This window comes from Paenibacillus chartarius (assembly GCF_042432825.1).
GTDB lineage: Bacteria > Bacillota > Bacilli > Paenibacillales > NBRC-103111 > Gordoniibacillus > Gordoniibacillus chartarius.
The window spans coordinates 39,214-64,920 of the sequence record NZ_JBHLWN010000048.1 but is presented as its reverse complement, the minus strand read 5'-3'; the positions used below and the strand labels follow the sequence as shown (position 1 = coordinate 64,920).

25 protein-coding genes and 2 other annotated features are annotated in these 25,707 nt (G+C 56.3%); of the genes, 17 read left to right on the top strand and 8 right to left on the bottom strand.

Features of this window, described 5'->3' with window-relative positions:
- Window positions 1–8 precede the first annotated feature (8 nt).
- The 3 genes from ACFFK0_RS12565 to ACFFK0_RS12555 form a co-directional block, all read right to left on the bottom strand.
- Window positions 9–341, bottom strand: a complete 333-nt coding sequence (locus tag ACFFK0_RS12565; RefSeq protein WP_377470560.1) for an ArsR/SmtB family transcription factor — start codon at window positions 339–341, stop codon at window positions 9–11.
- Between the two features lie 90 nt (window positions 342–431).
- Window positions 432–1,319 carry a GNAT family N-acetyltransferase gene (locus tag ACFFK0_RS12560; RefSeq protein ID WP_377470559.1) on the bottom strand — a complete coding sequence of 296 codons (888 nt, stop codon included), beginning with the start codon at window positions 1,317–1,319 and terminating at the stop codon, window positions 432–434.
- A complete protein-coding gene (locus ACFFK0_RS12555; RefSeq protein ID WP_377470558.1) occupies window positions 1,316–1,960 on the bottom strand; it encodes a hypothetical protein in 645 nt (214 codons plus the stop codon). The genes ACFFK0_RS12560 and ACFFK0_RS12555 overlap by 4 nt, the downstream gene beginning before the upstream one ends.
- 497 nt (window positions 1,961–2,457) lie before the next feature.
- Here ACFFK0_RS12555 and ACFFK0_RS12550 point away from each other — a divergent pair, with 497 nt between their 5' ends.
- Window positions 2,458–3,132, top strand: a complete 675-nt coding sequence (locus ACFFK0_RS12550) for a DNA-binding response regulator (RefSeq protein ID WP_377470557.1) — start codon at window positions 2,458–2,460, stop codon at window positions 3,130–3,132.
- A 702-nt stretch (window positions 3,133–3,834) separates the two neighbouring features.
- Here ACFFK0_RS12550 and ku read toward each other — a convergent pair.
- Window positions 3,835–4,761, bottom strand: a complete 927-nt coding sequence (gene ku, locus ACFFK0_RS12545) for a non-homologous end joining protein Ku (RefSeq protein ID WP_377470556.1) — start codon at window positions 4,759–4,761, stop codon at window positions 3,835–3,837.
- Between the two features lie 147 nt (window positions 4,762–4,908).
- Between ku and ACFFK0_RS12540 the strand changes: the two genes are divergently transcribed.
- From ACFFK0_RS12540 to ACFFK0_RS12510, 7 genes are all read left to right on the top strand, one after another.
- Complete coding sequence (locus ACFFK0_RS12540; protein WP_377470594.1) at window positions 4,909–5,106, top strand: hypothetical protein; 198 nt, start codon at window positions 4,909–4,911, stop codon at window positions 5,104–5,106.
- A complete protein-coding gene (locus ACFFK0_RS12535) occupies window positions 5,103–5,285 on the top strand; it encodes an H-type small acid-soluble spore protein (protein WP_377470555.1) in 183 nt (60 codons plus the stop codon). Before ACFFK0_RS12540 ends, ACFFK0_RS12535 begins: the two co-directional genes overlap by 4 nt.
- A gap of 123 nt (window positions 5,286–5,408) precedes the next feature.
- Entirely contained in the window at window positions 5,409–5,927 is a 519-nt protein-coding gene (gene tsaE / locus ACFFK0_RS12530) for a tRNA (adenosine(37)-N6)-threonylcarbamoyltransferase complex ATPase subunit type 1 TsaE (protein ID WP_377470553.1), read from the top strand.
- Entirely contained in the window at window positions 5,864–6,751 is an 888-nt protein-coding gene (gene tsaB, locus ACFFK0_RS12525; RefSeq protein ID WP_377470552.1) for a tRNA (adenosine(37)-N6)-threonylcarbamoyltransferase complex dimerization subunit type 1 TsaB, read from the top strand. The genes tsaE and tsaB overlap by 64 nt, the downstream gene beginning before the upstream one ends.
- Before the next feature lie 68 nt (window positions 6,752–6,819).
- Complete coding sequence (gene rimI / locus ACFFK0_RS12520; protein WP_377470593.1) at window positions 6,820–7,281, top strand: ribosomal protein S18-alanine N-acetyltransferase; 462 nt, start codon at window positions 6,820–6,822, stop codon at window positions 7,279–7,281.
- Complete coding sequence (gene tsaD / locus ACFFK0_RS12515; protein WP_377470551.1) at window positions 7,278–8,297, top strand: tRNA (adenosine(37)-N6)-threonylcarbamoyltransferase complex transferase subunit TsaD; 1,020 nt, start codon at window positions 7,278–7,280, stop codon at window positions 8,295–8,297. Before rimI ends, tsaD begins: the two co-directional genes overlap by 4 nt.
- 83 nt (window positions 8,298–8,380) lie before the next feature.
- Window positions 8,381–8,635: a binding site (T-box leader), on the top strand.
- A 66-nt stretch (window positions 8,636–8,701) separates the two neighbouring features.
- Window positions 8,702–8,959: a binding site (T-box leader), on the top strand.
- Between the two features lie 76 nt (window positions 8,960–9,035).
- Complete coding sequence (locus tag ACFFK0_RS12510) at window positions 9,036–10,625, top strand: 2-isopropylmalate synthase (protein ID WP_377470550.1); 1,590 nt, start codon at window positions 9,036–9,038, stop codon at window positions 10,623–10,625.
- A gap of 829 nt (window positions 10,626–11,454) precedes the next feature.
- Here ACFFK0_RS12510 and ACFFK0_RS12505 read toward each other — a convergent pair.
- Window positions 11,455–13,485: an ABC-F family ATP-binding cassette domain-containing protein gene (locus tag ACFFK0_RS12505; protein WP_377470549.1), complete on the bottom strand. Its 2,031-nt coding sequence runs from the start codon at window positions 13,483–13,485 to the stop codon at window positions 11,455–11,457.
- A 139-nt stretch (window positions 13,486–13,624) separates the two neighbouring features.
- Between ACFFK0_RS12505 and ACFFK0_RS12500 the strand changes: the two genes are divergently transcribed.
- From ACFFK0_RS12500 to groL, 8 genes are all read left to right on the top strand, one after another.
- Window positions 13,625–14,260 carry a 5-formyltetrahydrofolate cyclo-ligase gene (locus ACFFK0_RS12500; protein ID WP_377470547.1) on the top strand — a complete coding sequence of 212 codons (636 nt, stop codon included), beginning with the start codon at window positions 13,625–13,627 and terminating at the stop codon, window positions 14,258–14,260.
- A gap of 2 nt (window positions 14,261–14,262) precedes the next feature.
- Complete coding sequence (gene moaC, locus ACFFK0_RS12495) at window positions 14,263–14,751, top strand: cyclic pyranopterin monophosphate synthase MoaC (RefSeq protein ID WP_377470546.1); 489 nt, start codon at window positions 14,263–14,265, stop codon at window positions 14,749–14,751.
- Window positions 14,752–14,798: 47 nt separating this feature from the next.
- Window positions 14,799–15,290: a molybdopterin adenylyltransferase gene (gene mog / locus ACFFK0_RS12490; protein WP_377470545.1), complete on the top strand. Its 492-nt coding sequence runs from the start codon at window positions 14,799–14,801 to the stop codon at window positions 15,288–15,290.
- A 71-nt stretch (window positions 15,291–15,361) separates the two neighbouring features.
- Window positions 15,362–16,363: a molybdopterin-binding protein gene (locus ACFFK0_RS12485; RefSeq protein ID WP_377470592.1), complete on the top strand. Its 1,002-nt coding sequence runs from the start codon at window positions 15,362–15,364 to the stop codon at window positions 16,361–16,363.
- A 29-nt stretch (window positions 16,364–16,392) separates the two neighbouring features.
- A complete protein-coding gene (locus tag ACFFK0_RS12480; protein WP_377470544.1) occupies window positions 16,393–16,953 on the top strand; it encodes a Sec-independent protein translocase subunit TatA/TatB in 561 nt (186 codons plus the stop codon).
- 8 nt (window positions 16,954–16,961) lie between these two features.
- Window positions 16,962–17,723: a twin-arginine translocase subunit TatC gene (tatC, locus tag ACFFK0_RS12475; RefSeq protein ID WP_377470543.1), complete on the top strand. Its 762-nt coding sequence runs from the start codon at window positions 16,962–16,964 to the stop codon at window positions 17,721–17,723.
- A gap of 1,085 nt (window positions 17,724–18,808) precedes the next feature.
- Entirely contained in the window at window positions 18,809–19,090 is a 282-nt protein-coding gene (groES, locus tag ACFFK0_RS12470) for a co-chaperone GroES (protein ID WP_041050586.1), read from the top strand.
- Between the two features lie 80 nt (window positions 19,091–19,170).
- Window positions 19,171–20,799, top strand: coding sequence for a chaperonin GroEL (gene groL / locus ACFFK0_RS12465; RefSeq protein WP_377470541.1), 1,629 nt, complete (start codon window positions 19,171–19,173; stop codon window positions 20,797–20,799).
- 71 nt (window positions 20,800–20,870) lie between these two features.
- Here the strand turns inward: groL and ACFFK0_RS12460 are convergent, their stop codons facing one another.
- Together ACFFK0_RS12460 and ACFFK0_RS12455 are read right to left on the bottom strand one after the other, a co-directional pair.
- Window positions 20,871–21,317 carry a hypothetical protein gene (locus ACFFK0_RS12460; protein WP_377470540.1) on the bottom strand — a complete coding sequence of 149 codons (447 nt, stop codon included), beginning with the start codon at window positions 21,315–21,317 and terminating at the stop codon, window positions 20,871–20,873.
- 111 nt (window positions 21,318–21,428) lie between these two features.
- On the bottom strand, window positions 21,429–22,241 hold the full coding sequence (locus tag ACFFK0_RS12455; RefSeq protein WP_377470539.1) for a hypothetical protein: 813 nt from the start codon (window positions 22,239–22,241) through the stop codon (window positions 21,429–21,431).
- Between the two features lie 227 nt (window positions 22,242–22,468).
- Between ACFFK0_RS12455 and ACFFK0_RS12450 the strand changes: the two genes are divergently transcribed.
- Entirely contained in the window at window positions 22,469–22,909 is a 441-nt protein-coding gene (locus ACFFK0_RS12450; protein ID WP_377470538.1) for a hypothetical protein, read from the top strand.
- Between the two features lie 247 nt (window positions 22,910–23,156).
- Here the strand turns inward: ACFFK0_RS12450 and ACFFK0_RS12445 are convergent, their stop codons facing one another.
- Window positions 23,157–25,652, bottom strand: coding sequence for an O-antigen ligase family protein (locus ACFFK0_RS12445; protein ID WP_377470536.1), 2,496 nt, complete (start codon window positions 25,650–25,652; stop codon window positions 23,157–23,159).
- Window positions 25,653–25,707: the final 55 nt, after the last annotated feature.

The following is a 25,707-nucleotide window of genomic DNA, read 5'->3' as shown; positions in this document are numbered from 1 at the left end:
TTTGCGCGTTATTGACGCAGCTTCTTACCTTGCAGCTCCTGCAAATAGTCATCGAGACGGTCCATTCGCTCGGTCCATATGCGGCGGAACGAATCGACCCAATCGTCGAGATCGTAAAACGGCTGCGGCTGCAGCTTATAGTAGCGCTTGTTCGCACTCGGCTGCACTTCGACGAGTCCGGCTTCGCTAAGAACGCGAAGATGCTTGGACGCCTGCGGCTGGCGAAGCTCAAGCCGATCGGCGATTTCCCCTACCGTCAGAGGGCCGTCGCGCAAGAGTTCAACAATGTGCAGGCGGTTGGGCTCGGAAAGTGCGGTCAATGTTGTCAATGTCTCGCCCATCATACCATGCTCCTTTCCCCTACAGCATAACATGATCGGAATATGCCTGTAAAGGAATGTACAAGAGTGAACCAGCGATGTTAAGCCGTCTTATCCCCAAAAGCCCGAAATGCGATGATAAATGAACTGAGGACGCCATTTGAGCGGAGGGCCCAGCGTCATCCGCAGCGCGGTTCGCTTTATTTCCCAGCCTTCCGTCAGCAAAAATTGTACGCCGGGTTCGTTGCCGGCAGGCAGAACGGCCCGGTCGACGTTTCCGTTTGCAAGCTTCATCTTCAGCAGAGCGATGCCCGCTTCCTCATCGACGGCAATGACGGGACCTTCTCCGGCATGCTGCGCGTAATAACCTCTCAGCTTTCCCGTATGCATATCCCGCGCCGCCCAGCCTGCGAGCTGGACGCCCTCGTACACGAGCGAGCGGTCGAACCCGTTGGCAATGCGATCGAGCGCCAGCACGGTGCCGGAGTCCGACGGCTGCAGCGGCTCGAGACGGACGGTGCAGCCAGCCGGAGTCGCTTTTGCGGGATCGGGAACGGATGCTTCTTCCGCCGCAATCTGAGAACGCGCCATGAATGAGTAGCTGCCAGCCTCCATGAAACCGAGCCTGCGGTAGATCGGGGCGCCCAGCTCCGTTGCCAGCAAGGCGATACTGACGCATCCTGCGGCGGTCAGCTCGTCCAATACGGCTTGTGTCAGCGCCGTTCCGAATCCTCGTCCGCGAGCTGCCGGCGCGACTATGATCGGTCCGACCCATCCGGCCGATCCGAAGCGGCTTCCGTTCGCGACGCCGAGCAGACGTCCGGACAGATCATCAAGTGCGAGCGCAGAGCAATGGGGCCTGCTTAAGAACGAGCGAAAAATCGGCCCAATCGGCCCCCAGTCCGGCGGCTGCAGGTCGCCGAGATGAACGAGGTCCGAAGGCTGCAGCGGTCTGATTATGAAGTCGGAGCGGTTGCTCTTGGTTTCGATAACGGTCATTGGCGGGTTCCTGCTTTCAGCGCCTTGGACAAGGCCCTCGCCGCCTTTTTCACGGATGCCTTCGGATCTTCTATATACGTCAGAGCGATGGCCTCCAGCTCGGCGGCAGCTGCCGGAGCTTGCGGGACGAGCCGGGCGAGGCCCTCCAGAATGCGGGCACGATGCTTCCCGCCCCAAGCCTCCAGCGCTTCTAAGAGAGCGGGCAGCACCGTCGTTGCGGCATCGTGGTCCGTCGAGCCGTAATGGCATAACGCATCGATCGCATAATCGCGGACGATCGTCGAGCTATCGTCGCGGACAAGCCGCGTCAGCGTGCGCAAGTGCGGAACGACGCTCGCAGGGGCATAGGCGGACGTCAGCGCAATTGCGTGAACAGCTTCCCAACGGACTTTCGTCGTCCCATGGGTGAGCAGCGCAGCGAGCTTGTTGATGTGAGGCACGACAAGCAATGGCGATACCTCGGCCACCTTCGTCATGACTTCCGCACAATCGGCGATCAAGGCGGCTTTACCGTTCTGCAGCCCGTCTGCGATATCTTCAAGCAAATGAGGCTCCCTCAAAACCGCTTCGGCAGCGGCCTTGTTGGCATCCTGCGTTTTCATCCCTAAAGCCGATGAGAGCTTCTCCAGTAGTGTCATCATCCATCCACGCCTTCCACCCATATTCTCTTTACTATAGCAAATTCGGAAGATGCTTGCTGTGAGTTGGACGACAAATTACGAGTTCACAGCAATATCTTTCATAATTGTAATGTTTACTTCCAATATGTTCTGTCGGCTGCGAAGCACACGCCGCTGTTGAAGTCAGGCAATCTGATTCGTGGGCTGCTATTTTCTTTTGCAAAGGAATAGCTTATGAGAAATGATAGAACGAACACATACGCACTCGCATGCAGTCATTATCCACTCACGCTTTACAACCATATTCTTTTTACTATAGAAATTCGGATGATGCATTCTGTGGTTTGACGATATTTTAAGGGATTCATGGAAAATTCTTTCACAATTTTATTGATTACTTCCAATTTCGGTGATATGTTTTGGTAAAGGATATTTATCGGTTGTGAAGCACACGCCGCTTATGGAGTCAGGCCATCTGACCCGTAAGCGGCTATTTTATTTTGCAAAGGAGATGTCATATGGGATTCACTAAAGCTTATGAGCTGTGGCTGGAAAAACACATGCGCTCTCGCAGCGGCGAGGTTTTAGGAAGACTGGAAGGAGGGCTTGGACATGCGGAACGATTGTTTCTTGAGCTGGTTTGGCGGCCATTGTTCGGACATTTTAACGGTCTTATTCCGGAATATGAGGTCAACGATTTTCGTGACGGGAAACGATATATCGACTTTGTGTTTATTTGGGGGCCTATGAAACTCGCCATCGAAATCGACGGGTTCGGACCGCATTTGCTGCAAATTTCCCGGTCCCAATTTACGGATCAACTGCTGAGGCAAAATCATTTGCTGCTGGATGATTGGCAGCTGCTTCGGTTCTCCTATGATCTGATCAAGGAGCGCCCTCGGACCTGTCAGCAAATGATTCAACAGTTCATGGGGAAATGGTTTGGCATATCTATGACGGAAAAGAAGGTGTGGAAGCTTGAAGAGCGGGAAATGCTCAGGCTGATTGCGGGGAAAGGGGGACGACTGACGCCTCAAGAGGCTGCCTCCGTTCTTCACATTCATGCCAAGAAGGCTCGTAAAATCATGCATTCATTGCGGGAGAAGGGAGCGCTTCTTCCCGGCGGCAGCGGGACAAAGAAGATCTACAGCTACGTTCTTTCACCGAATGTAACCATTGAGGATTTGAGGTAAGAGGGCCGGGGCGGTTGGGTGGTGAAGAAGGTCGCGCAAAGACGGCCCGGAAAGGGGGGGCTTTCGGGGGCGGGAAGGTCAGGTGGTGAGAAGACGGCCCGGAACGGCGGTCTTTCGGGGGCGGGAAGGTCAGGTGGTGAGAAGACAGCCCGGAAAGGGCGGTCTTGAGGGACCGAGGCGGTCAGGAGGTGAGAAGACGGCCCTGAAAGGGCGGTCTTGGGGGGCGAGGCGGTCAGGAGGTGAGAAGACGGCCCGGAAAGGGCGGTCTTGAGGGACCGAGGCGGTCAGGAGGTGTGTAGACGGCCCGGAACGGGCGGTCTTCATAGGCCCAGGCGGTCAGGAGGTGAGAAGACGGCCCTGAAAGGGCGGTCTTGGGGGGCGAGGCGGTCAGGAGGTGAGAAGACGGCCCGGAACGGGCGGTCTTGAGGGACCGAGGCGGTCAGGAGGTGAGAAGACGGCCCGGAACGGGCGGTCTTGAGGGACCGAGGCGGTCAGGAGGTGAGAAGACGGCCTGGAACGGGCGGTCTTGAGGGACCAAGGCGGTCAGGAGGTGAGAAGACGGCCCGGAACGGGCGGTCTTTGGGGGCCGAGGCGGTCAGGAGGTGAGAAGACGGCCTGGAATGGGCGGTCTTCATAGGCCCAGGCGGATAGTGTGCATAGACGGACCGTCCGCCTCAAAATGACATAAAGAAAACCGTCCCCTCAGGAGACGGTTTCCTTCGCTTTGCTCTTCTTCGCCGACTTGGCCTTGGCCGGCTTCGGTGCAACGGCAACGGCCCCCGCGTCCTCGGCGCTCTCGATGACAGCAGCGGCCTTCCTCCGGTTCGCCGCGGCAGCCGGCTTCGTCGTATCCGGCGCGATCGGCTTCATCGTATCGAGGCTCGCCTGGAGCGCGGCCATCAAATCGATGACGTTCGTCCGCTTCTGCTCCGGAGCGGCTTGGATCTCCTCGCCCGCCACTTTCGCCTGAATAGCGTCGAGCAGCGCGTGACGGTAGTCGTCCGTATATTTTTCCGGCTCGAAGGGGGTCGACAGCTGTTCGATTAACATTTTCGCCATCGTCAGCTCTTTCTCGTTCGTCGTCACCTGCTCCGGCAATCCCGGTACCTGGGCGACTGGCCGAATTTCGTCCGGGTAGAAGATCGTCTCCATTGCAATGCAGTTGTCGATAATCCGGATCGCGGCGAGCGACGATTTGGAGCGGATCGACACTTTGGCGATGCCGATTTTGCCCGTGTCCCGCATGGCCGACAGCAGCAGGTTGTAAGCTCCCGCCCCCGTTTCGTTCGGCGCCAAATAATACGTTTTCTGAAAATAAATCGGATCGATATCCGTCAAATCGACGAAATCGAGAATTTTGATCTCTTTGTTGACGCCTTCGCTCAAGCTTTCCAGCTCGTCCTTCTCGAACAGGACAAAATGCCCCGGCTCATACTCATACCCCTTCGTAATCTCGTCCCAGCCGACTTCTTCCTCGCAGGTTGTGCATTTTCGCACGTAGGAGAGGGGGGTAATGCACTTCTTGTGGATGTACTTCATGTGAATATCCTTCTCTTCGGTTGCCGAGAACATCTTCACCGGCACGTGTACGAGACCGAAGCTGATCGCGCCTTTCCACACCGTATGCATGGCCGCAGGCCTCCCTTGTTTGACAGCATTGATTAGCCTTAGTATGGCTGTTCCTTCAATTCCAATCCGTATGAATTCGCCGCCGGCGGGAAAATCTATGGGCAAAGCCGCAACGGCGGCCAGCAACCTACATTCAGGAGGATTACAGTGGCGGATCAGGACGAATACGATTCGATGTACCAAGGCATGGATGAAAATTTCATGGACATTGACCGAATGGTCAACGAGGGCCTGGGCGGAGGCAAAGTATCGCCGCAGAACGGGCTGATCGACGAGTCGACGACGGACACGATGGGGCTAACGGAGTCCGTTCTCGAGGCCGGCGGAAAGGAGAACGAAGCATGAAAGCTTACCGGGCGCAGGAAATTTTGAACGCCGACGAACGGATCGATGTCGAGCTGAACGGCGTATCCGTTTGGATCGACAGCGTGGATATGGGCAAGGAAACGGCGAAGGTGCATGTGGAAGACAACCCGGCCGATGTGAAAATCGTAATGGTGGACGAGCTGCAGGAAATTCAATAATGCTGCGTTTGGCGATGCGGGAGCCCGGTGCTCCGCCTATTGGCGGAGTTGCGGGCTTTCGTTCGTTTTTCTATAATAATAGGAATTACATGCGACTGGTGCAAAATGGAGGGCAACCCGCGGATGAGCAGCGTCCAGCAGCAATACGAATATGCGTCGCACGGGGAAACGGATACGGAACGATTGGCCGCTGCGCTAGGGCGGCTGGCCGAACCGGGCTCGGTGCTGACGCTCGAAGGCGATCTTGGCGCGGGAAAGACGCGCTTCTCGCAGGCTCTGGCGAAGGCGCTCGGCGTGCCGGGCGTCGTCAATAGCCCGACGTTCACGATCATTAAAGAGTACGAGGGGCGGCTGCCTCTCTATCATATGGATGTGTACCGCTTGACGGAGGCGGAAGCGGACGAGCTCGGCCTGGACGAGTATTTCTTCGGCAAAGGCGTAACGCTCGTGGAATGGGCGTCGCGGATCGAGGAGCTGCTGCCCGAGGAGCGGCTGGCGGTGGAGATCGCCCACGTGGAGGGCGGAGGCTGGACGGAGCGCCGGTTGACGCTTACACCGTACGGAGAAAGGTATGCGGCGTGGTGCCGGGAGCTGGAGCGGGACGGATTGTTGAGGCTGGACAGCAGCGGGAGAGAAGGGTGACGGTAGGGATGGATGCAGCAAAGGTGGAGAAAGCGGGGCGGGAAGGCGTCATTGTGGCCTTCGATACGTCCACGACGACGATGACGACAGCGCTGCTGCGCGGCGGCGAGGTGCTGGCGGAGTTTAGCGCGCAGGGCAAGCGCGATCATTCCGTGCACCTGCTTCCGGCGGTAAAGGAGCTGCTGCACGGACGAGGGCTGCGGCCTCGCGATGTGGATGCGATCGCCGTGGGCATCGGGCCCGGCTCGTACACGGGCGTGCGCGTGGCGGTGTCCGCGGCGAAGACAATGGCGTGGACGCTGCGCGTGCCGCTTGTCGGCGTCTCCAGCCTGGCGGCGCTTGCGCTTGGAGCGGCGCGGCGGGCCGGCGCCGGCGGCGGGGCGATATCGGCCGGGCGCCGCTGGCTCGTGCCGCTCGTCGATGCGCGGCGCTCGCAGGCGTTTACCGCCGTCTATGAGGACGGCGGTGCGGTTGTCGGCGGCCTGACGGAGCTGGCCGCCGACGGGGTAAGGCTCGTCCGCGATTGGGCGGACGAGCTGCGGGAGCGGGCCGCCGCGGCGGACGGGCCCGTGGAGCTCGCCTTCTGCGGCGAGACCGCCGGCTTCGAGGAGATGCTCCTCGAAGCGTTCGGCGGCGGCGAGGCCGCAGGCGGCGTGCGGCTGCTCATGCTGCCGCATGAGCCGGCCGCACGCGACGTCGGCGCGCTCGCGGCCGCGCGCCTGCTGCGCGGCGAGCACGACGATGTGCATACGTTCGTGCCGAACTATACCCAGCTCGCCGAGGCGGAAGTGAAGCTGCTCGCCAAGCAGAAGCAAGGAGACTAGACTTGGAACCGAATTCGCACTCTAATACCAATCCGCCTGAACGGCGGCCTTATACGGGCTATGCGGTCATTTTCCGCCCCATGCAAACCCGCGATATTCCGACGGTCTGCCAGATCGAACAGGAATCGTTCACAACGCCGTGGACCGAAGGGGCGTTTCATAACGAGCTGACCAACAACCATTTCGCCCACTACGTCGTCATGGAGGTCGGCGGCGCCGTCGCCGGCTATGGCGGCATGTGGCTCATTCTCGAAGAAGCGCATGTGACGAATGTCGCCGTCCGGGCGCCGTTTCGCGGGCAGGGACTCGGCGAACGTCTGATGACCGAGCTCATGCACAAGGCGGCGCTCCTCGGAGCGCACCGGATGACGCTCGAGGTGCGGCAGACGAATGCCGTTGCGCAGTCACTTTATGAGAAAATCGGCTTCGCCGCCGTCGGCGTCCGCCGCGGCTATTATACGGACAACAACGAGGACGCCGTCATCATGTGGGCGGAACTGCCCCGGTCGCAAAGGAGCTCGCAAGCATGATCGAACAACCGGTTTATATTTTGGCGATTGAAACTAGCTGCGACGAGACGTCCGTTGCGATCGTGGAGAACGGTACCCGCATCCGCTCGAACGTCGTCTCCTCGCAGGTGGAGACGCACCGCCGGTATGGCGGCGTCGTCCCTGAGATTGCTTCGCGCCAGCACGTAGAGTCCATTACGTGGATGCTCCAGGAAGCGCTGGAGCAGGCGGACGTACGGCTGGAGGAGTTATCAGCGATTGCCGTCACGAACGGCCCGGGCCTCGTCGGTGCGCTGCTTGTCGGCGTCGCCGCCGCCAAGGCGCTGGCGTTTGCGCTCGAGCTGCCGCTCATCGGCGTCCATCATATAGCGGGACATATTTATGCCAATCAGCTCGTCCAGCCGTTAGAGTACCCGGCAGTCGCTCTGGTCGTATCTGGCGGGCATACCGAGCTTGTTTATTTGGAGTCGGAAGGCAAGTTCCGCATTATCGGACAAACCCGCGACGACGCTGTCGGCGAAGCTTACGACAAAGTCGCGCGCGCCCTGAACCTGCCGTATCCCGGCGGCCCGCATATCGACCGGCTCGCCCACGAGGCCGAGCACGAAATCGAGCTGCCGCGTGCATGGCTGGAGGGAGACTCGTACGACTTCAGCTTCAGCGGACTGAAGTCCGCCATGCTGAACGTCGTCAACCAGTCCCGCATGCGCGGCGAAGCGCTGCAGTCGGCGCAGCTGTCGCTGGGCTTTCAGAACTCGGTCATCGACGTGCTCGTTACGAAAGCGATGCGCGCAGCCGCCGAGTTCGGCGCGAAGCAGCTCATCTTGGCCGGCGGTGTCGCCGCCAACCGGGGCTTGCGCGCGGCGCTCGCCGCCCGCTGCGAGGAGATCGGCCTGCCGCTGATCGTACCGCCGCTCAGCCTATGCACGGACAATGCGGCGATGATCGCGGCCGCCGCATTCCTGAAGTGGAACAAGCGGGAATTCGCCGAGCTGGATTTGAAGGCGGAGCCGCTGCTGAGCCTGGAGAAGTGGTAGGCGGATGTGCTGCGGGGTATTTATAGAACATTCGTGTATTGACAATCGCTTCCGCGCATACTATAATCACAACAACAAATGGATCAAACGCTAAGAACGGGAACAGTAAGAAGCCAGCGCGTAAAGAGAGCTGCGGGTCGGTGCGACGCAGACGCAGGCGGTTTCTGAAGCTCGCCCGGGAGCGGTTTTGCGGAAGCCGGCATCTTTCCGGGATGCTCGGATGCGTACGCAGGAACGGGTAGCCTCCGTGATCGGGTTCGAGAGGGTTCGGGTATTGCCGGCAAGGCAGCCTGACCAACAAGAGTGGTACCGCGCGGGCACAGCCTGTCGTCTCTTATGGAGACGACGGGCTTTTTTGATTCCTGTCGGAAAGAAAGAATATTTCACGTTAACCATTACGAAATTATGCCGCAATGAACAAGAGTAGTAGGACGGTTTCCTTCGCCCAGAGAGCTGCGGGCCGGTGCGACGCAGACGAAGGAGCCTCCGAACTCGCTTGGGAGCGGTGGGATCGAACCGCTACGCAGCTTCGCGGCCGCAAGCTGCCAAGGGCACAGTAGGTCTCAACGGTTCGCCCCCGTTATCGGGCTTTGAGCGGACGCCGGGTATGGCGTCAAGCAGAGTGGTACCGCGTCGGGACATTGCAGCCCGCCGTCTCTGCAACGGAACACCGTTGCGGGGCGGCGGGCTTTTTGGTTTGCATTTTACATGAAGAAGATCTTCGAGGAGGAATCCGATATGACTAATGAAACAACGATCCAGACGCCAAAACGCCGCATTCACTTGTTCGACACGACGCTGCGCGACGGAGAGCAGGCTCCGGGCGGAAGCTTGACGCCTGAAGAGAAAATCCGAATCGCCCGGCAGCTGGTCCGTCTCGGCGTCGATGTGATCGAGCCGGGGTTCCCGATATCGAGCCCGGGGGATTTTGCCGCCGTGCAGGCTATTTCCCGGGAGCTGCAGGGAGTGGAAATTTGCGGCTTTGCCCGCGCCGTGAAGGGGGATATCGATGCGGCAGTTAAAGCGACGGCCGATGCACCGTTCCGCCGCTTGCACCTGTTCTTGTCGTCATCGGACATCCACATCGACTTTCAGCTCCGCAAATCGCGGCAGCAGGTCGTCGAGCTCGCGCGCAGCATGGTGGCGTACGCCAAGCAGTTCGTTGACCGGATCGAATATTCGCCGATGGACGCGACCCGGACGGGGGAAGAGTTCCTGTTCGAAGTTGTGGAGGCGGTTATTGCCGAGGGCGCGACGATTATCAACATTCCGGATACGGTCGGCTACGCGATGCCGGAAGAGTACGGCCGCCTGTTCCGCCGGGTACGCCAAATGGTGCGGGGCGGCGATACCGTCGAGTACAGCGCGCATTGCCACAACGACCTGGGCCTTGCGGTAGCGAATTCCTTGGCGGCGATTCAAGCCGGCGTGAGCTATGTGGAGGTAACGGTCAACGGGGTCGGCGAACGGGCCGGCAACACGTCGCTGGAGGAGCTGGCGATGGCGATCGAGACGCGCGGGGAAGCGCTCGGCGTGGAAACCGGGATTCGGCCGGAGGAAATTTATGCGACGTCGAAGCTGGTCAGCCGGACGATGCACATGCCGATCGCTTTCAACAAGCCGGTCGTCGGCCGCAATGCGTTCCAGCACGAGGCCGGCATTCATCAGGACGGTTTGCTCAAGAACCGCAGCACGTATGAAATCATGGATCCGGAGCGGCTTGGCATCCCGCGCAGTATGATCATTCTCGGCAAGCACTCCGGGCGGCACGCACTGAAGCACCGGGCTCTCCAATACGGTGTGGCGCTGGACGAGGCGGAGCTGGAAAAATTGTATGCGAGATTTAAGGAAACGGCCGATGCGCAAAAAATCGTCACCGACGACGAGTTCATCCGGTTGATCGGCGAAACGACGGAAAGCTCGATTGACCGGTTCACGTTACGCGACATCCAGGTGGTCAGCTCGTCCGGCCGCATTCGCGTCGCTTCGATTACGATTTGGGATGCCTTTGCCGGGAAGGAGTACGCTTATTCCGCGACGGGCGAAGGCCCAATCGAGGCGCTTACGGCATGTATCAAGCAGGCAATCCCGCTCGATGTGGAGTTTGAGGATATGGAGCTTCATGCGTTGTCTGCCGGCGAACGGGCACAGGGCGAGGCTGATGTGACCGTACGCGTAGGCGACTCGATTTACAAGAGCTCGGCTGTGGATTGCGATGTGCTGATGGCGACGGCTAAAGCGTTTTTGTCCGCCTGCAATCAAGCGCTTCGCGCATGCGGCGAAGAGGTGCCGGATGCAGCCGGAAATACGGTATCGGAAGCAATATAAGTTGTTCACAAGGGGTGTGGGTATGTTTATCCACACCCCCTGTGTATATTGGGGATATGTATTGCAAAAGCAAGCGGCAGTAGGGGGAGGGGGCGTGTGGAAATGCTAACAACTTTTTCACAGAAAAATGTGGATAATGTGGACAACAATGTGAACAAGTAGTGAACGTCGCCTGTGGAGCGGTGGATAACGCTTGCAGAACGATGTGACTGCTGTGGATATGATTGGGGATAACTCCAGGTTATCCACGTGAGAGATGGATTGCTATTAAGTTCTCCACAATCGATACGTATACCGGCAAATTGTTGCCAACATTCTTAGGTTAGGGTACGTGCATAAATCCCCGGCAGACGAATTAATAAGCCGCTGGAATCCTATGGTGCCATCCGCTGCAACGGCTTATCACGTACTATACAACGCGCTCCAGCTTACGACTTGAGTGACCGCTCCCGTCTAACCGGCCCAATGGGTAGCCGGAACCCATCTTAACTTACGCCCCGTTGAAAGGGCCGCAACTATAGCTACAGCCCACGACTAGCGTAACTACTTCAATATAACGGTCAAATAGGCCAACTGACCCCTAAGATGCTCTCATCCGTTAATTGCCAGCCATAACGGCCGAAACCGCCGTTCTAACCCACGACTTGCGCAACCACTCGCGGCTAACAGCCAAAGGCGGCTGCAGGCCTCCAACTTCGCTATCTGCACCAAAAGCCCAGCCATAGCGGCCAAAACCGCTATCCCGGCTCAAGTTGCAAACAGCTATGCATAAATTACTGACCGACATCCCCTGCCAGCGCAATTTCCCCAAAAAAACAAAAACAGCCGCTCAACCGAGCAGCTGCTCCCATTCTTCGTAAGCCGTCGCCAGCTTTGCTTTCAGGGCTTCAATCGCGGCGTTCTTCTCCTGCACGAGCACATAGTCGTTGTACACCGCAGGGTCGGCCAGGGCGAGCTCAAGCTCGCTCTGCTCGGCCTCCCAGGCGGCGATGTCGCGCTCGAGCTGCTCCAGCCGGCGCTGCCGGCTGCGCTCCTCGCGCTTCGCCGCCTTGTCCTGCTCCCGCGCGCTGCCGCTCGCCGCAGGCTCGGCGCCGCCGGCCGCCGAACTCCCGCCCGCACCCGCCGCCGCTGCGCCGGCGGTCCCGGCACCGCCGCCCGGCCGGCCGTCCGCGCCGCGCCCGCCAGCGCCCGGCGCACCGCCTCCGCCGGCCGCGCGCCGCTCTTCCTCGATCGCGGCCAGCTCCGCCTTCTTCTCGACATAATCGTCGTAGTTGCCCAAGTACACATCAACGCCGTCCGCCCGCAGCTCCAGCATCGTTTCCGCCATTTTATTGAGAAAATAGCGGTCATGCGAAATGAACAACAGCGTACCCTCATAGTCGAGCAGCGCCGACTCCAGTACTTCCTTCGAATACAAATCCAGATGGTTCGTCGGCTCGTCGAGCACGAGCACGTTCGCCTTCAGCAGCATCAGCTTTGCCAGAGATACCCGCGCCTTCTCGCCGCCGCTCAGCGACGCGACCTTCTTGAACACATCCTCGCCGCTGAACAAAAAGTTACCCAGGACGGTCCGGATCCGCGCCTCCTCCAAATGCGGATACGCCCCCCATACTTCTTCCAGGACCGTATTCGCCGGATTCAACCCTTTTTGCTCCTGATCGTAATACCCGAGCCGCACATTCGAGCCCCATTCGATGACGCCGCGGTCCGGCTGCAGCTGCCCGGTCAGCGTCTTGAGCAGCGTCGATTTGCCGATCCCGTTCGGCCCGATGAGCGCCGCCGCCACGCCGCGCCGCAGCTCGAACGATACGCCGCGCAGCAGCTCATGCCCCGGCCCTGGCGCATAGGAAACCGTCAGGCCTGACGCCTTCAGCACCTCTTTGCCCGTCTGCTGCTCGATCTCGAACGAGAAGCTCGCCCGCTTCAAATCGCCAAGCGGCTTGTCGAGCCGATCCATCTTCTCCAGCGCCTTGCGCCGGCTCTGCGCCCGCTTCGTCGTCGTCGCCCGGGCGATGTTCCGCTGAACAAAATCCTCCATCCGCGCAATCTCTTCCTGCTGCTTCTCGTAGTGCTTCAGCTGAATTTCGTATTCGGCCGCCTTCAGCTCAACGAATCGCGAGTAATTGCCGGTGTACCGTTTGGCCGAGGTCCTTTCGATTTCGTAAATCGCCGTTACCAGCGCATCGAGGAAGAAGCGGTCGTGCGACACGACGAGGATCGCCCCGGGATACCCGCGCAGGTACCCTTCCAGCCACGTTAGCGTCGGAATATCGAGATGGTTCGTCGGCTCGTCCAGCAGCAGCACGTCCGGTGCCTCGAGCAGCAGCTTCACCATTGCCAGACGCGTCTTCTGGCCGCCGCTAAGCCCTGCTACCGGCGTATCGAGCGCCATATCCCCGAACCCCATCCCATGCAGAACGCTGCGAATCGTCGATTCCACCTGATACCCGCCGCGCTCGCGGAACCATTCCTGCTTTGCCGCATAACGAGCCAGAATCGCTTCGTACCGCTTCTCATCGGCATGCACCTGCGGGTCGGCCATTTGCTCCTCCAGCTGCCGCAGCTCCCGCTCGACCTCGTGCAGCTCCGCGAACACCTCGCGCACTTCCTCCCCGATCGTCCGATCGAGCCGGAGTCCGCTGTGCTGGCGCAAATAGCCGATCCGCGTCTCCTTCGCCTTAAAAATTTCCCCGCTATCGTAAGAAAGCTCGCCCGCAATAATTTGCAGCAGCGTCGACTTGCCGGCGCCGTTCACGCCCACCAGCCCGATCCGCTCCCGAGCCTCCAGTTGAAGATGAATATTGGACAGCACCGCCGTGGCACCGTAATATTTGCTCACATTGCTTACCTGAAGCAGCATAAAGACCCTCCTGATCAACGTCCCGTCAATCCCTAAGTATACACTACCTGCGCGGCTGAGCGAAGGCGTTTCCTCTTCCCCCCCTCCATATGGTAAAATGAATCCTAAATCATCACAACATCGAACAAAGAGGCCGCCTATGAACGTACGCGAACAAAAAATCGAGCTTCGCCGCGCCCTAGAGGCGAAACGCGGAGCCATCACGGGCCCCGAGCGGGAAGCGAAGGAGCGTGCGATTAACGCCGCGACCCTTGCCGTATGCCAGGAGCACCTGCTGGATGGGACCGGAACCCCGACAGGCCAAGCTCTGTTTACTTATATGCCGATCCGCACCGAGGTCGACGTGACGCCGGTTATGGATTGGTGCTTGACGCGCGGCGTGCCGGTTGTGCTGTCGAGGACGGACCGCGAGAGAAAGACGATGAGCCTCTACAGCGTTACCTCGCTGGCCGATCTGGCTGCGGAGACGGGGCCTTGGGGCATCCGCGAGCCGAAGGCGACGCAGCCGGAGCTGGCCGATCTTGGCCAAATCGGGCTCATCCTCGTGCCGGGTCTCGGCTTCGATCGGGAGTTCGGGCGGCTCGGGTACGGAGGCGGCTTCTATGACCGTTTTATGCAGCGTTTTGAACCGCTTGGACTCGTACGGCCCTACTGCCTTGCTGCGGCGTTTCAAGTGCAGGTGGTCGAGCGGGTACCGCTCGGTTGGCATGATTTTCGCGTGGATGAAATTGTAACGGAATCGATCCGGCTGAAGCGCAAAGAAGGGAATGGATAACGATGGGCGAATCGCCGTTAACGCATTTCAATGAGCAGGGCCGTGCCCGGATGGTCGATATCACCGATAAGGCGGAGACGAAGCGGGCCGCTACGGCGCGGACGACGGTCACGATGGAGCCCGGCACGCTCGAGCTGATCAGGCAGGGACGAATGGCCAAGGGCGATGTGCTCGCCGTAGCGCAAATCGCAGGCATAATGGGGGCGAAGCGAACGGCTGATCTGATCCCGATGTGCCATCCGATTCCGATCAGCGGGGTGGATGTGCAGTTCTCCGACGATGGCGAACGGCGTTTATATATTGAAGCAACCGTGAAAACAACCGGCCCGACCGGCGTCGAGATGGAGGCGCTCACGGCGGTGTCCGCGGCGGCTCTCACCGTGTACGACATGTGCAAAGCCGTCGACAAAGCGATGGAGCTCGGCCCTACGGTGCTCGTGGCGAAGACCGGCGGCAAAAGCGGAGATTTTCACAGAAACGATACACTTTAGTCGGCAAAATCTGATACAGTGATAAGTAAAAGGAGAGGTGAGCCTGCGTGCGATGGAAGGTAGCGATTCTAACGGCCAGCGACAGAGGCTCCCGCGGCGAGCGTGAAGACACGAGCGCCCAGGTGATTCGCGAGCTGGTGGAAGAAGAGATGAATGGGGAAATCATCGAATATCGAGTCGTACCCGACGAGAAGGACGAGATTATGGCCGCGCTCATCGAGATGACCGACTATTACAGCGCGGACTTGATTTTGACGACTGGGGGAACGGGGCTTGCGATGCGGGATGTGACGCCGGAAGCGACGCTCGCCGTTGTGGACAGGCTGGCTCCGGGCTTCGCCGAAGCGATGCGGGCGGGCGCGATGCAGAAGACGCCGCAAGCGATGCTGTCGCGAGCCGTCTCCGGCATCCGCGGACGAACCCTGATCATTAATTTGCCGGGAAGCCCGAAGGGTGTGCACGAAAATCTCGCCGTCATCATGGACCAGCTCCCTCACGCGCTAGGCATCCTGACCGGCCGGGAGGGCGATCACGGATGAGCCTTGCCGAAGGGCGCGGTTTGACAGATGCCGAAGGGCTGAAGCTGAAGGCCGATCCGGCGGTAGGCTCCATGCTGCGCGAAGTCGCCGTCGAGGATGCGGTCGGACTCGTGCTGGCACATGATTTGACCCAAATATTGCCTGGGGAATTCAAAGGACGGCTGTTTAAGAAGGGCCATGTCGTGCAGGCGGAAGACATTCCGGCTTTGCTCAGCATCGGCAAGGAGCATATTTACACGCTGGAGCTGGCGGAAGGCTACCTGCATGAAGACGAGGCGGCTGCGCGTATGGCCGCTGCGGTTGCGGGCACAGGCGTTACGCTGACGGAAGCGCATGAAGGGAAAGTGTCGCTGAAGGCTGCCGCTCACGGTCTGGCGCTCGTGGACCGGAATTTTGTCGACGCCGTAAACTCGCTGGAGCAGGTTGTGCTGTCCACAGTGCGGACGAATACCGTTGCCGAGCCAGGGCGCTCGCTGGCCGGTACGCGCGTCATTCCGCTTGTCGTTGCGGAGGAGAGGATCGCCGAGGTGGAGCGGCTCGCTGCCGAGTACCGGGCCGCACACGGTGGGGAGGCGCCGTTTCGGGTCAAGCCTTTCCGCAAGCTTCAAGTCGGCGTTGTGACAACCGGCGGCGAGGTGTACAAAGGACGTATCGCCGATAAATTCGGACCGGCCGTGAGGGCGAAAGTCGAAGCGCTCGGGAGCGTCGTCGTCGAGCAGCGGTTCGCACCGGACGAAAGCGAATTTATCGTTGGGGAAATTCGGCGTTTCCTGGAAGCAGGTGTGGACTTGGTGCTGGTGACCGGCGGGATGTCCGTCGATCCTGACGACCGGACGCCGGGGGCGATCCGGCTCAGCGGAGCGGAAGTCGTCAGCTACGGCACGCCGATGCTACCGGGCTCCATGCTCATGATGGCGTATCATGGCGACACGCCGATCATGGGGCTGCCGGGCTGCGTCATGCACGACCCGTATACGTCGTTCGACGCGCTGCTGCCGCTCGTTTGCGCCGGTGAGCGGGTGACGCGGCGTGACATCGTCGAGCTGGGCTACGGCGGATTGCTCGGCAAGTAATTTTTGAAGAGGGAAGGGGGCGAGACGCCATGCTGGGCAATATCGGAATATCGGAGTTTGTGCTGATCGCCCTCGCTGCGTTACTATTGTTCGGACCGGAGCGAATGCCTGAGGTCGGCCGCAAGGTGGGGCGTTTCGTCCGTGAGGCGCGTACCATGGCCGGCACGTTTATGGTGGAGCTCACGCGTGACCCGGAACAGCGCAGAGCGGACAACGCTGCGGCCCGGAAGCCGGCGCCGACGACTGCGCCTGCGGATATGGCGGCAGCACAGCCAGAAGCTGAGCATGATGCCGGGCTGTTTGGCGCGGATTTTTTGGCGGAGCTGAATTCGGCGGCTCACGATACTGGAGGGGCGTCATTGTCATCCGAGCGTGCTTCTGTAGCTGCGTCGCTGAGGGCCGAGGCTTCTTCCGTACTAACCCCGTTATCCGAGCGGACTCCAACGGCTTCGAGTTCGGAGCATTCGGCAGCAGCTAGCCCAACCGGGCTGTCGTCATCGGATGACCCGTCCGAGCATGGGGAAGCGGCTGCCTCGCCGCCCGAACGTACCCGCCGCCGGCCGGCCGATCCGCGCCGGCTTCCCGAATAGAGAGGAATATGCATATGGACCAAGATCAACAAACGCTGGTCGAGCATCTTCAAGAGCTACGCAAGCGATTAATATGGGTATTAATTGCGCTCGTCGTCGGCATGTGCGGCGGCTTGTTTTTTGCCCAGCGGGTCATTCTGTTCTTATCGAAGCAGCCGCCCGCAGCCGGAATGGAGCTGCACGCCTTCTCTCCGTGGGAGCCGATACGCATCTATATGAATTTCGGCCTTCTCATCGGCCTGCTGCTCGTGCTGCCGGTCGCATTGTACCACCTGTGGGCCTTCGTGAAGCCGGGACTGCGGCCGATCGAGCAGCGCGCGACGCTCATGTACATCCCTGGCGCTGTCGTCTTGTTTCTCGTCGGCATTGCCTTTGCTTACTTCGTCGTTTTTCCGATGGCCTTCTTCTTCGGGAGTGGTATCTCGACCAGTGTAGGCATCACCGAGACGTACGGTATGGCGCAATATTTCGGCTTCATGTTTAACATCATCCTGCCCGTCTCGCTCATTTTCGAGCTGCCGATCATCGTCATGTTCTTGACGAAAATCCGTATCCTCAACCCGGATCGGCTCGTCAAGCTGCGCCGTTGGGCGTACATGCTTCTCGTCATTATCGCCGCCATTATTACCCCACCGGACCTGTTATCGGCCATCATCGTGTTCATTCCGACGATACTGCTCTACGAATTTTCCGTTCTGCTGTCGCGCAGGGTGTATCGCAAGCAGCTGGAGCAGGATTTGGCCTGGGAAGCGGAGTATGGGGAGAAATAAGGAAATGTTCGACCGGCATGCAGCTTCTGGCTGGGTGTCGGTTTTTTTTATTGCCGTCAAACTGCCACAAATTCATTGTCCGCTTGAACGGTACGAACTATAGCGGCCACGACGGCGGTTGCAAACAGCCGTTGTTACTTTGCGGCCTGCAACGTCCCAAATGGCCTTTACAGCTCGCGTAAGCCGGTCTACTGACGCAATGCGAACCATGAAAAGGCAAACGAAAGCTCCATCCAAATGAAACACTTAAATAATACCCATTCCGATGTAGAATATCGACTAAGTCGTGAGGCACACGCCGCTTACCCTTACTTTAGGGCTGGCGGCTTTTTGTTTTTCTGCATTCTGACGGGAGTGTGTCAACTATGAACTTCAAGATCGACTATACAAACTGGTTTCAAAGTCATTGCCGCTAAAGAACCGGGGAAAGTTTGAGGCAGTTAAGGAGGGGCATGGTCATGCAGAGCCGCTCTACTTAAGGCAAGTACATGATCCCGGCACTCGGCAGCTTCGACAAGCTGATCCCTCAATTCGACACGCTATTTGGACTTCGCATATATTTTGCCACCGTTAATTATTGACATAGAAATCGACGGGGACAACTTGCATGCCGCGACGCGAGCCGCAGGCAGTTCGCAAGCAATCTGTTCAGACAGAACCACCTAATCATCGAGGGGTGGAGAATATTATGATTTGCCTACGACGATGTGGAGAACTGACCACGTATGTGTCAGCAGCAGCTGCAACAGCTTCTTGGTGCCGTACTCGGAAGAAAGTCGCTGCCCAATAAACTAACCCCGTATGAACCCAAAGACATCGTGCTTACCGTTTACTCCATAGATAGCCGAATACCTTCATGAAATAGACTCCAAATAACTGGAATAATTCCCCTGCGCATGGATACACTGTTGAAGGTGTGGCAAGCAAGGGCCTATATCCCCAGTCAACCTAAAAAATATGTAAACCCCCTTGCATTCGCGCCCAAATCTGAGTATCATAAAAAGTGTTGTTAGCACTAACCACTTACGAGTGCTAATAAATCTAAACCACTACATCCCACCAATCTAAAGGAGGCTAATTTTCTCATGATCAAACCGTTGGGTGATCGCGTAGTCATTGAAGCCATTGCAAAAGAGGAGACAACAGCAAGCGGCATCGTGCTGCCGGATACGGCGAAAGAGAAGCCGCAAGAAGGCAAAGTCGTAGCTGTCGGCGCCGGCGCGCTGAAGGACGGAGTCCGCGTTCCGCTGGAAGTGAAGGAAGGCGACCGGATCATTTTCTCCAAATATGCAGGGACTGAAGTGAAGTACGAAGGACGCGAGCTGCTCATCCTGCGTGAGAGCGATATCCTCGCCGTATTAGCCTAATTTAGCGGTGCACATACATCGCATTTACTTAAAGCTCAACCAAGAATACGTAACCATTTTCTATTAGGAGGTTCTTGAACATGGCAAAAGAAATCAAGTTCAGCGAAGACGCACGCCGCTCGATGCTGCGTGGTGTTGACGCCCTGGCTAACGCTGTGAAAGTAACCCTCGGTCCTAAAGGCCGCAACGTCGTTCTGGAGAAAAAATTCGGCTCCCCGCTGATCACAAACGACGGTGTTACAATCGCGAAGGAAATCGAGCTCGAAGACGCATTCGAGAACATGGGCGCTCAGCTCGTTAAAGAAGTTGCAACGAAGACCAACGACGTAGCAGGCGACGGTACGACAACTGCAACTGTACTGGCACAAGCTATGATCCGCGAAGGCCTGAAGAACGTTACTGCAGGCGCAAACCCGATGGTCGTTCGCAAAGGTATCGACAAAGCGGTTAAAGCTGCAGTTGACGAGCTGAAAAACATCGCGAAGCCTATCGAAGGCAAGCAATCGATCGCTCAAGTTGCGGCTATCTCTGCTGCTGACGAAGAAGTCGGCCAGCTGATCGCCGAAGCAATGGAGAAGGTCGGCAACGACGGCGTTATTACCGTAGAAGAGTCCAAAGGCTTCACAACGGACCTCGAAGTCGTTGAAGGTATGCAGTTCGACCGCGGCTACATCTCGCCGTATATGATCACTGACACCGACAAAATGATCGCTGTTCTGGACAACCCGTACATCCTGATCACGGACAAGAAAATCTCCAACATCCAAGAGATCCTGCCTGTCCTGGAGAAAGTCGTACAATCCGGCAAGCAGCTGCTGATCATCGCAGAAGACGTAGAAGGCGAAGCACAAGCAACCCTGATCGTTAACCGTCTGCGCGGCACATTCACTTGCGTAGCTGTTAAAGCTCCTGGCTTCGGCGACCGCCGCAAAGCTATGCTGGGCGATATTGCTGCCCTGACAGGCGGCCAAGTGATTACGGAGGAACTCGGTCTTGAGCTCAAGTCGACTCGCATCGAGCAGCTCGGCTCCGCTCGCCAAGTTCGCGTATCCAAAGAAAACACGATCATCGTTGACGGCGCTGGCGACAAAGCCGACATCGGCGTTCGCATCGCTCAAATCCGTTCGCAGCTGGAAGAAACAACTTCCGACTTCGACAAAGAGAAGCTTCAAGAGCGTCTTGCCAAGCTTGCTGGCGGCGTAGCCGTTATCAAAGTAGGCGCTGCAACCGAAACCGAACTGAAAGAGCGCAAGCTGCGCATCGAAGACGCCCTGAACGCTACTCGCGCTGCGGTAGAAGAAGGTATCGTTTCCGGTGGCGGTACGGCACTCGTGAACGTATACAACGCTGTAGCAGCTGTTCAAGCTGAAGGCGACGAGAAGACTGGTGTGAACATCGTTCTTCGCTCCCTGGAAGAGCCGATCCGCATCATCGCTTCCAACGCAGGTCAAGAAGGCTCCGTAATCGTTGAGCGCCTGAAGAAAGAATCCGTTGGCACAGGCTACAACGCTGCAACCGGCGAGTGGGTAAACATGTTCGAAGCCGGCATCGTTGACCCTGCGAAGGTAACGCGTACTGCGCTGCAGAACGCTGCATCCGTAGCTGCTATGTTCCTGACAACAGAAGCAGTTATCGCCGACAAGCCAGAGAAGGAAAAAGGTCCTGCAATGCCTGATATGGGCGGCATGGGCGGTATGGGCGGCTTCTAATAAGCCGGATCCCGGTATAAAACGAACACCCCGCGATTTCGCGGGGTGTTTTTTCATATATGTTATGAAAGTTATAGAGAGCCTTGCTTTAGATCGCGAATCGCAAATTCATGCTCGCTCCACATTTGCAGGAAGATTTTCTCGTTACCTTTGAGGTCCGCTACGTCCGTTTTCAAAACAGCCACGTCCGATTTAAGCTCAGCCACATCCGTCTTCATAACAGCCACATCCGACTTAAGCCCCGCGATATCCGTCTTCATAACAGCTACGTCCGATTTAATCTCGGCCACATCCGTCTTTAACTCTTTAACATCGGAGTCCAGTTCGGCTACCGCTTGTTTGAGGTGTGAGACATCCGTCTCAATTCGTTCTACCCTAACTTCTAGGCGATCGAATCGCTCCTCAAGCCCATCAAACCGTGTCTCCAGCACATCGAACCGCGTCTCCAGCCTGTCTACTTTGGCATCTATACCTGAAACTTTTTCCAACACTAATTCTAACAACTGACGGTCATTCATTTAGTCAGCTCCTTACGCCACTTGAAGATGGTGAATTCATCATAACATGCATCGAGATTGTAAACAATATAATTTATTATTGCGAAATATTTCGCTTGCAAAGGTTTCTGTTTATTTCATCTGCGCCTTCGCCCGCTGCAAAATATCCCGAATCCCAATTTCCAAAGCATAAATACCTTCTTTTTGTACATTTTTTTGCCGGGTTAACGAAACAACCCCCGACAAAGAACTTAAAGTCGCAGTCGTATCCCCTTTCTTGACTGCCGGTGAAAAGGGCTTCCATGCTGTCTTAACCTGGCTATTCAAACTTGTAATCGACTTCTTCTTTGCTTTGATCTGATCCTGCAGCGGCTTCGTCTCTGCGATCGTCTGTTTGACTTTTGCGGCCACTTGAGATGTTGCCTTCTTGGCAGCGTTCCATGCGTCCAACTTGTTCTTAATGTCTTGCCGAGCTAATTGAACCGGAATTTTCAATGCAGCCGCTTGAGCGCGAAGCAGCTCAACAGCCTCTTTCCCTTTGAGCCATCGAGCGAAAGTAATCTGTTTGTTTACAGCAGTGTACGAATCAAACAAAGGCTGGTAGCGCTCCTTTGCTTGTTTGTATTCATTTTCGAGTCGTGCCTGTTTATCGGCATCCAGCTGCTTCAAATCTTTGCTAAACTGAGAGAGCTGAGCCGCATTTTCCTTGTTGATAACAGTCAACTTCTCATCCCATTGATCATTTTGCTGCTGCAGCATAAGCAAATCCTGATACTGCTGAGATATTCTCGAGGCTAACGAAGAATCTGCAGATGCCACCATCTTGTCAAATCCAGCTTGCGTCGTCTTGCTCATCTCCACCGATGCCGCACTCACGGACGAAGCTGCCGTTAAAACGAAAACCGTCACCACCAACAGTACCTTGCTCACCAATCGATTCCACATACTCTTCAAACCTCCTTGATTTATGCTCTTATCCGACCCGATTGAAACGCAAAAAAACACCCGGCAAGAAAAGGCTGACTTTCAGCCATTTCTTACGGGTGCTTCCTCGTAAGCAAGTCGGATAAGAACTATTGTTCCCTATACTACCAGCGTTTGGGAGAGGTGTCAAGCGTTCTTGGAGATAAAGAAATATCAAAGTTTGGATCTGCAGTACAGCAGCACAAGCCATGGAACTAGCTTGTTCATATGCTGGATATACGCTTGATTTGATGAGAGGACGTGAATTTTTGGAACATCACAAACCAAATTCAGAAGAATACCGCCGCTACATCGGAATGCCGGTATGTATTGTGCTCAAGGATGGGAGTGTTATTGGAGGTTACGTCTCTGCCATCGAAAATAACGAGCTCGTCCTGCATGGACAGCGCGGCGAGCGCAAAGTGTCACCACGTCCTCACGAAGCTAAAGCGCAAATTGCCGCACTCGGTGGATTAGGGGCATTACTCGGTGGATTAGGAGGGCTCCGAAACGGAGGCGGCCAGGGCGGGGGTACAGCAGCGCAAGCAGCCGGAGGCGGGAGCTTGTTCGGCGGATTGGGCAGCTGGTTCCGTATTGGACTTAGTGTTGTACAGTTTATTTTTCCGCTTATGCGTGGGTTCGGTATTTAGCTCAAGCGATAAAAGGGTACGCAATTACACTAGTCAGAGACCTGACAAGTAAGACGAATTCTACGTAAAAGTGTCCGACACCTCAATGTGCCGGACTCCTGGTCCATCTTAATTCCCAAAAGCAGCCTTGCTGAGCGGCCGCTTCGGTTCGAATGCCTGATCGATTAAACCATCGCCGATTTCGTCCCAAACGCGAAAATGGCACCACACTCCCTGTGGTGCCATTGATTATTTTGCAACCCGTTGATTACTTTATCTGAGTATTGGACACGAGGATCGAAGCGATGACGTTCTTCTCGTTCGGGTCCTTCGCTATTAACTTGTCATATAGACTTTGGTCGTTTTGGCCTTGCTTCTGAAGGGAGGCCACAAACCATCGAACGAGGGTACGGTTTACTTCATCATCCATATTATCGGTTACGTAAGGCTTCATCAAAGCAGCTGCCGCCGCAAAATCGCCTCTTGCATAGTGAACCTGACCGATCAGCATAGCGATAGTAGGCGTTACGTCAAACGGACGACCTTGAAGCTGACCTTTCGGCAATGTCTTCAAGTGTTCAATTTGCTTGAGAACCGTACTATAGGAATCGAGAGCCAGACTCAAATATTTGTCCGCGGCTTGCAAATTATTTTGCGCACGGCTCTGATTAGCCAAATCAACGCTCATGGCCATCTGATTCTCGTACATGTCGATATACCACGGGAAGTTCGGCAGTTCTTTCGTCATCAGATCCAATGCTTCCGGGAGCTTATTTTGCATCTGCAAGAAGTTGATCCGTTGTAGAACGACTGACCGGTTATGCGGCTCAGCCTTCGCCAAATTGTCCAGAAGCGTCTGCGCCTCCGTCATGAATTTCTCGTCTTTCGTTTGATTATATACCTGTACGAGCAAACCGATCTTGCTGAGCTGACCTGTCAGTACGTAATCTGGATGATTCGGATGTTGATTGATCGCAGAATCAAGCGGGCGGACGATATCGTTGTAATTCTTGTTTGTCTTAATAATCTCAAGCGACTGGCGATAATCAGAATCCGCACCAAGAAGTCGAGCCGAGAAAATAAACATGACGACAGAAAGAAGTAGCAGCAAGCTTGGGAACGCTTTGTGCAGAACGAGCGAGTCGGTACGGATACGAATCGGCTGCGAATCCGTACCGCCTAGAATACCGCCGAGACTTAAGAACACAAGTGCGCCCAAATATACATAGCTCATATCAAAGTCGATTAAGCTGTGTGCAAGCAGAGCAACAGCGACAATAAAGAACAAGAAATATTGATCCCGCTGTTCAGCCGTGCTGCGGATGAAGCTGCGGATATAGAACCAGAAGATGGCAGCCACAAATCCGACAAACGACAGTAAACCGAGTAAACCTGTTTCAACCAAATATTGCAGAAGGAAGTTGTGCGCCTGCCGGCTCGTGTATGGGTTGTTTTGATATTTCTCGTAAAGTGCGGCCCAGCCGCCGCCGCCGGCGCCAATAATCGGATAGTCCTTAAACAGCTTCATCGCATCGTTATAAAATGTCACCCGTTCCAATACGGAGTTCTGTTCGAAGTTGATATTCGCCAAACGGAACTTAATGTTCTCCGGGAGCATATTACGAACAGGAGTATCGCCTAAAAGCAGAACAGCGCCTAGAGCAGCAGCTACGACTGCAATTACCGGCAGAATGAACGGTGCCGACTTGCGAGCGTTGAAACGCCCGGTAGACCGTTCAAGGAGCGGTTCTAGGAACAGCTGTATAGCGATGGCAAACGCAGCGAACACTATGGAAGCGATTAACAAAGCCGACCAGCCTTCCCAGGATAAAGCGCCGCTAGGCTGTTTTTGCAACTGTGTACCAACCTCGGTCACTTTACTTAGAATCAAGAGAGAGGCTCCGAAGCCAAGAACAAGATTCAGGATGGAAATGATTTGACGCTTAATCGACATAAAGAACAGCATGACCAAGAACACTGCCGGTACAATGACCAAAGCGCCGCGGGACAGAGTAAGCCAGAATGAAACAATAATCGGCACCACCATCAGAGCATGGGGAAGTGCTGTGTGCCATTTGCGGGCTTTCACAATATAAAACAGAGCAGCTAGCATAAAGGCAATTAGGAATGCGGCGTAAGAGTTTGCATATTGAAACACAGCGGTCAGACGAAGACCGTTTGAGTCGGTCATAACTGCGTCGCGGTAATCATTTGTCGCCGGATCCATATACGCAAACCAGCCGACGATCGCATCGATAAACTCCTTATTTCCGAGCCAATAGAGCAAACCGAACAATACTACGATATAGCCGGACGCTAGTATGCTCCCGACAACAATCGACGTGCCAAGCTTGTTTTTTGTAAGAAAAACGCCTAAGATGAAGAAGGTGGCATACAACAGTTGTATGAGCACCATGTTCGCAGCAAGTAAGCTAGAAGCCGCTGTAGTCAGAGAGACGGTGTATGAAAGCGGCATGAAAAGCACAAGAGCTGTTAAAACATCCTTCTGATCGCGAATGCGATAGATGAAGAAGGAAAGTAGAGCCGACAGGAATAAAATAATTGCCGTCCATACCAAGCTGCTATAAATCGGCCGTTCGAACTCATAGTTCCCGCCGTTAAACAGTCCTCTCTGGAACGGCGCCCAAAATAGAAATGCAACTACGAAAACATTCAATATCCAGAAAATGATCGAGCTTTTCTCGACAGTTGCGGACATCTCGCTCTTTCGTCCCGCCGCGTAGACATTAGTTTTTGTACTCATTGTTTCTTGTTCTCCCTCTCGTATCGATTCGACAATATTCTATCATATGGGCGAG

Excerpts from the sequence above, each read along its gene's own strand:
- ACFFK0_RS12565 (WP_377470560.1), bottom strand. The coding sequence starts at position 341 with ATGGGCGAGACATTGACAACATTGACCGCACTTTCCGAGCCCAACCGC.
- ACFFK0_RS12560 (WP_377470559.1), bottom strand. The coding sequence starts at position 1,319 with ATGACCGTTATCGAAACCAAGAGCAACCGCTCCGACTTCATAATCAGA.
- ACFFK0_RS12555 (WP_377470558.1), bottom strand. The coding sequence starts at position 1,960 with ATGATGACACTACTGGAGAAGCTCTCATCGGCTTTAGGGATGAAAACG.
- ACFFK0_RS12550 (WP_377470557.1), top strand. The coding sequence starts at position 2,458 with ATGGGATTCACTAAAGCTTATGAGCTGTGGCTGGAAAAACACATGCGC.
- ku (WP_377470556.1), bottom strand. The coding sequence starts at position 4,761 with ATGCATACGGTGTGGAAAGGCGCGATCAGCTTCGGTCTCGTACACGTG.
- ACFFK0_RS12535 (WP_377470555.1), top strand. The coding sequence starts at position 5,103 with ATGAAAGCTTACCGGGCGCAGGAAATTTTGAACGCCGACGAACGGATC.
- tsaE (WP_377470553.1), top strand. The coding sequence starts at position 5,409 with ATGAGCAGCGTCCAGCAGCAATACGAATATGCGTCGCACGGGGAAACG.
- tsaD (WP_377470551.1), top strand. The coding sequence starts at position 7,278 with ATGATCGAACAACCGGTTTATATTTTGGCGATTGAAACTAGCTGCGAC.
- ACFFK0_RS12510 (WP_377470550.1), top strand. The coding sequence starts at position 9,036 with ATGACTAATGAAACAACGATCCAGACGCCAAAACGCCGCATTCACTTG.
- ACFFK0_RS12505 (WP_377470549.1), bottom strand. The coding sequence starts at position 13,485 with ATGCTGCTTCAGGTAAGCAATGTGAGCAAATATTACGGTGCCACGGCG.
- ACFFK0_RS12500 (WP_377470547.1), top strand. The coding sequence starts at position 13,625 with ATGAACGTACGCGAACAAAAAATCGAGCTTCGCCGCGCCCTAGAGGCG.
- moaC (WP_377470546.1), top strand. The coding sequence starts at position 14,263 with ATGGGCGAATCGCCGTTAACGCATTTCAATGAGCAGGGCCGTGCCCGG.
- ACFFK0_RS12485 (WP_377470592.1), top strand. The coding sequence starts at position 15,362 with ATGCTGCGCGAAGTCGCCGTCGAGGATGCGGTCGGACTCGTGCTGGCA.
- ACFFK0_RS12480 (WP_377470544.1), top strand. The coding sequence starts at position 16,393 with ATGCTGGGCAATATCGGAATATCGGAGTTTGTGCTGATCGCCCTCGCT.
- tatC (WP_377470543.1), top strand. The coding sequence starts at position 16,962 with ATGCATATGGACCAAGATCAACAAACGCTGGTCGAGCATCTTCAAGAG.
- groES (WP_041050586.1), top strand. The coding sequence starts at position 18,809 with ATGATCAAACCGTTGGGTGATCGCGTAGTCATTGAAGCCATTGCAAAA.
- groL (WP_377470541.1), top strand. The coding sequence starts at position 19,171 with ATGGCAAAAGAAATCAAGTTCAGCGAAGACGCACGCCGCTCGATGCTG.
- ACFFK0_RS12460 (WP_377470540.1), bottom strand. The coding sequence starts at position 21,317 with ATGAATGACCGTCAGTTGTTAGAATTAGTGTTGGAAAAAGTTTCAGGT.
- ACFFK0_RS12455 (WP_377470539.1), bottom strand. The coding sequence starts at position 22,241 with ATGTGGAATCGATTGGTGAGCAAGGTACTGTTGGTGGTGACGGTTTTC.
- ACFFK0_RS12450 (WP_377470538.1), top strand. The coding sequence starts at position 22,469 with ATGGAACTAGCTTGTTCATATGCTGGATATACGCTTGATTTGATGAGA.
- ACFFK0_RS12445 (WP_377470536.1), bottom strand. The coding sequence starts at position 25,652 with ATGAGTACAAAAACTAATGTCTACGCGGCGGGACGAAAGAGCGAGATG.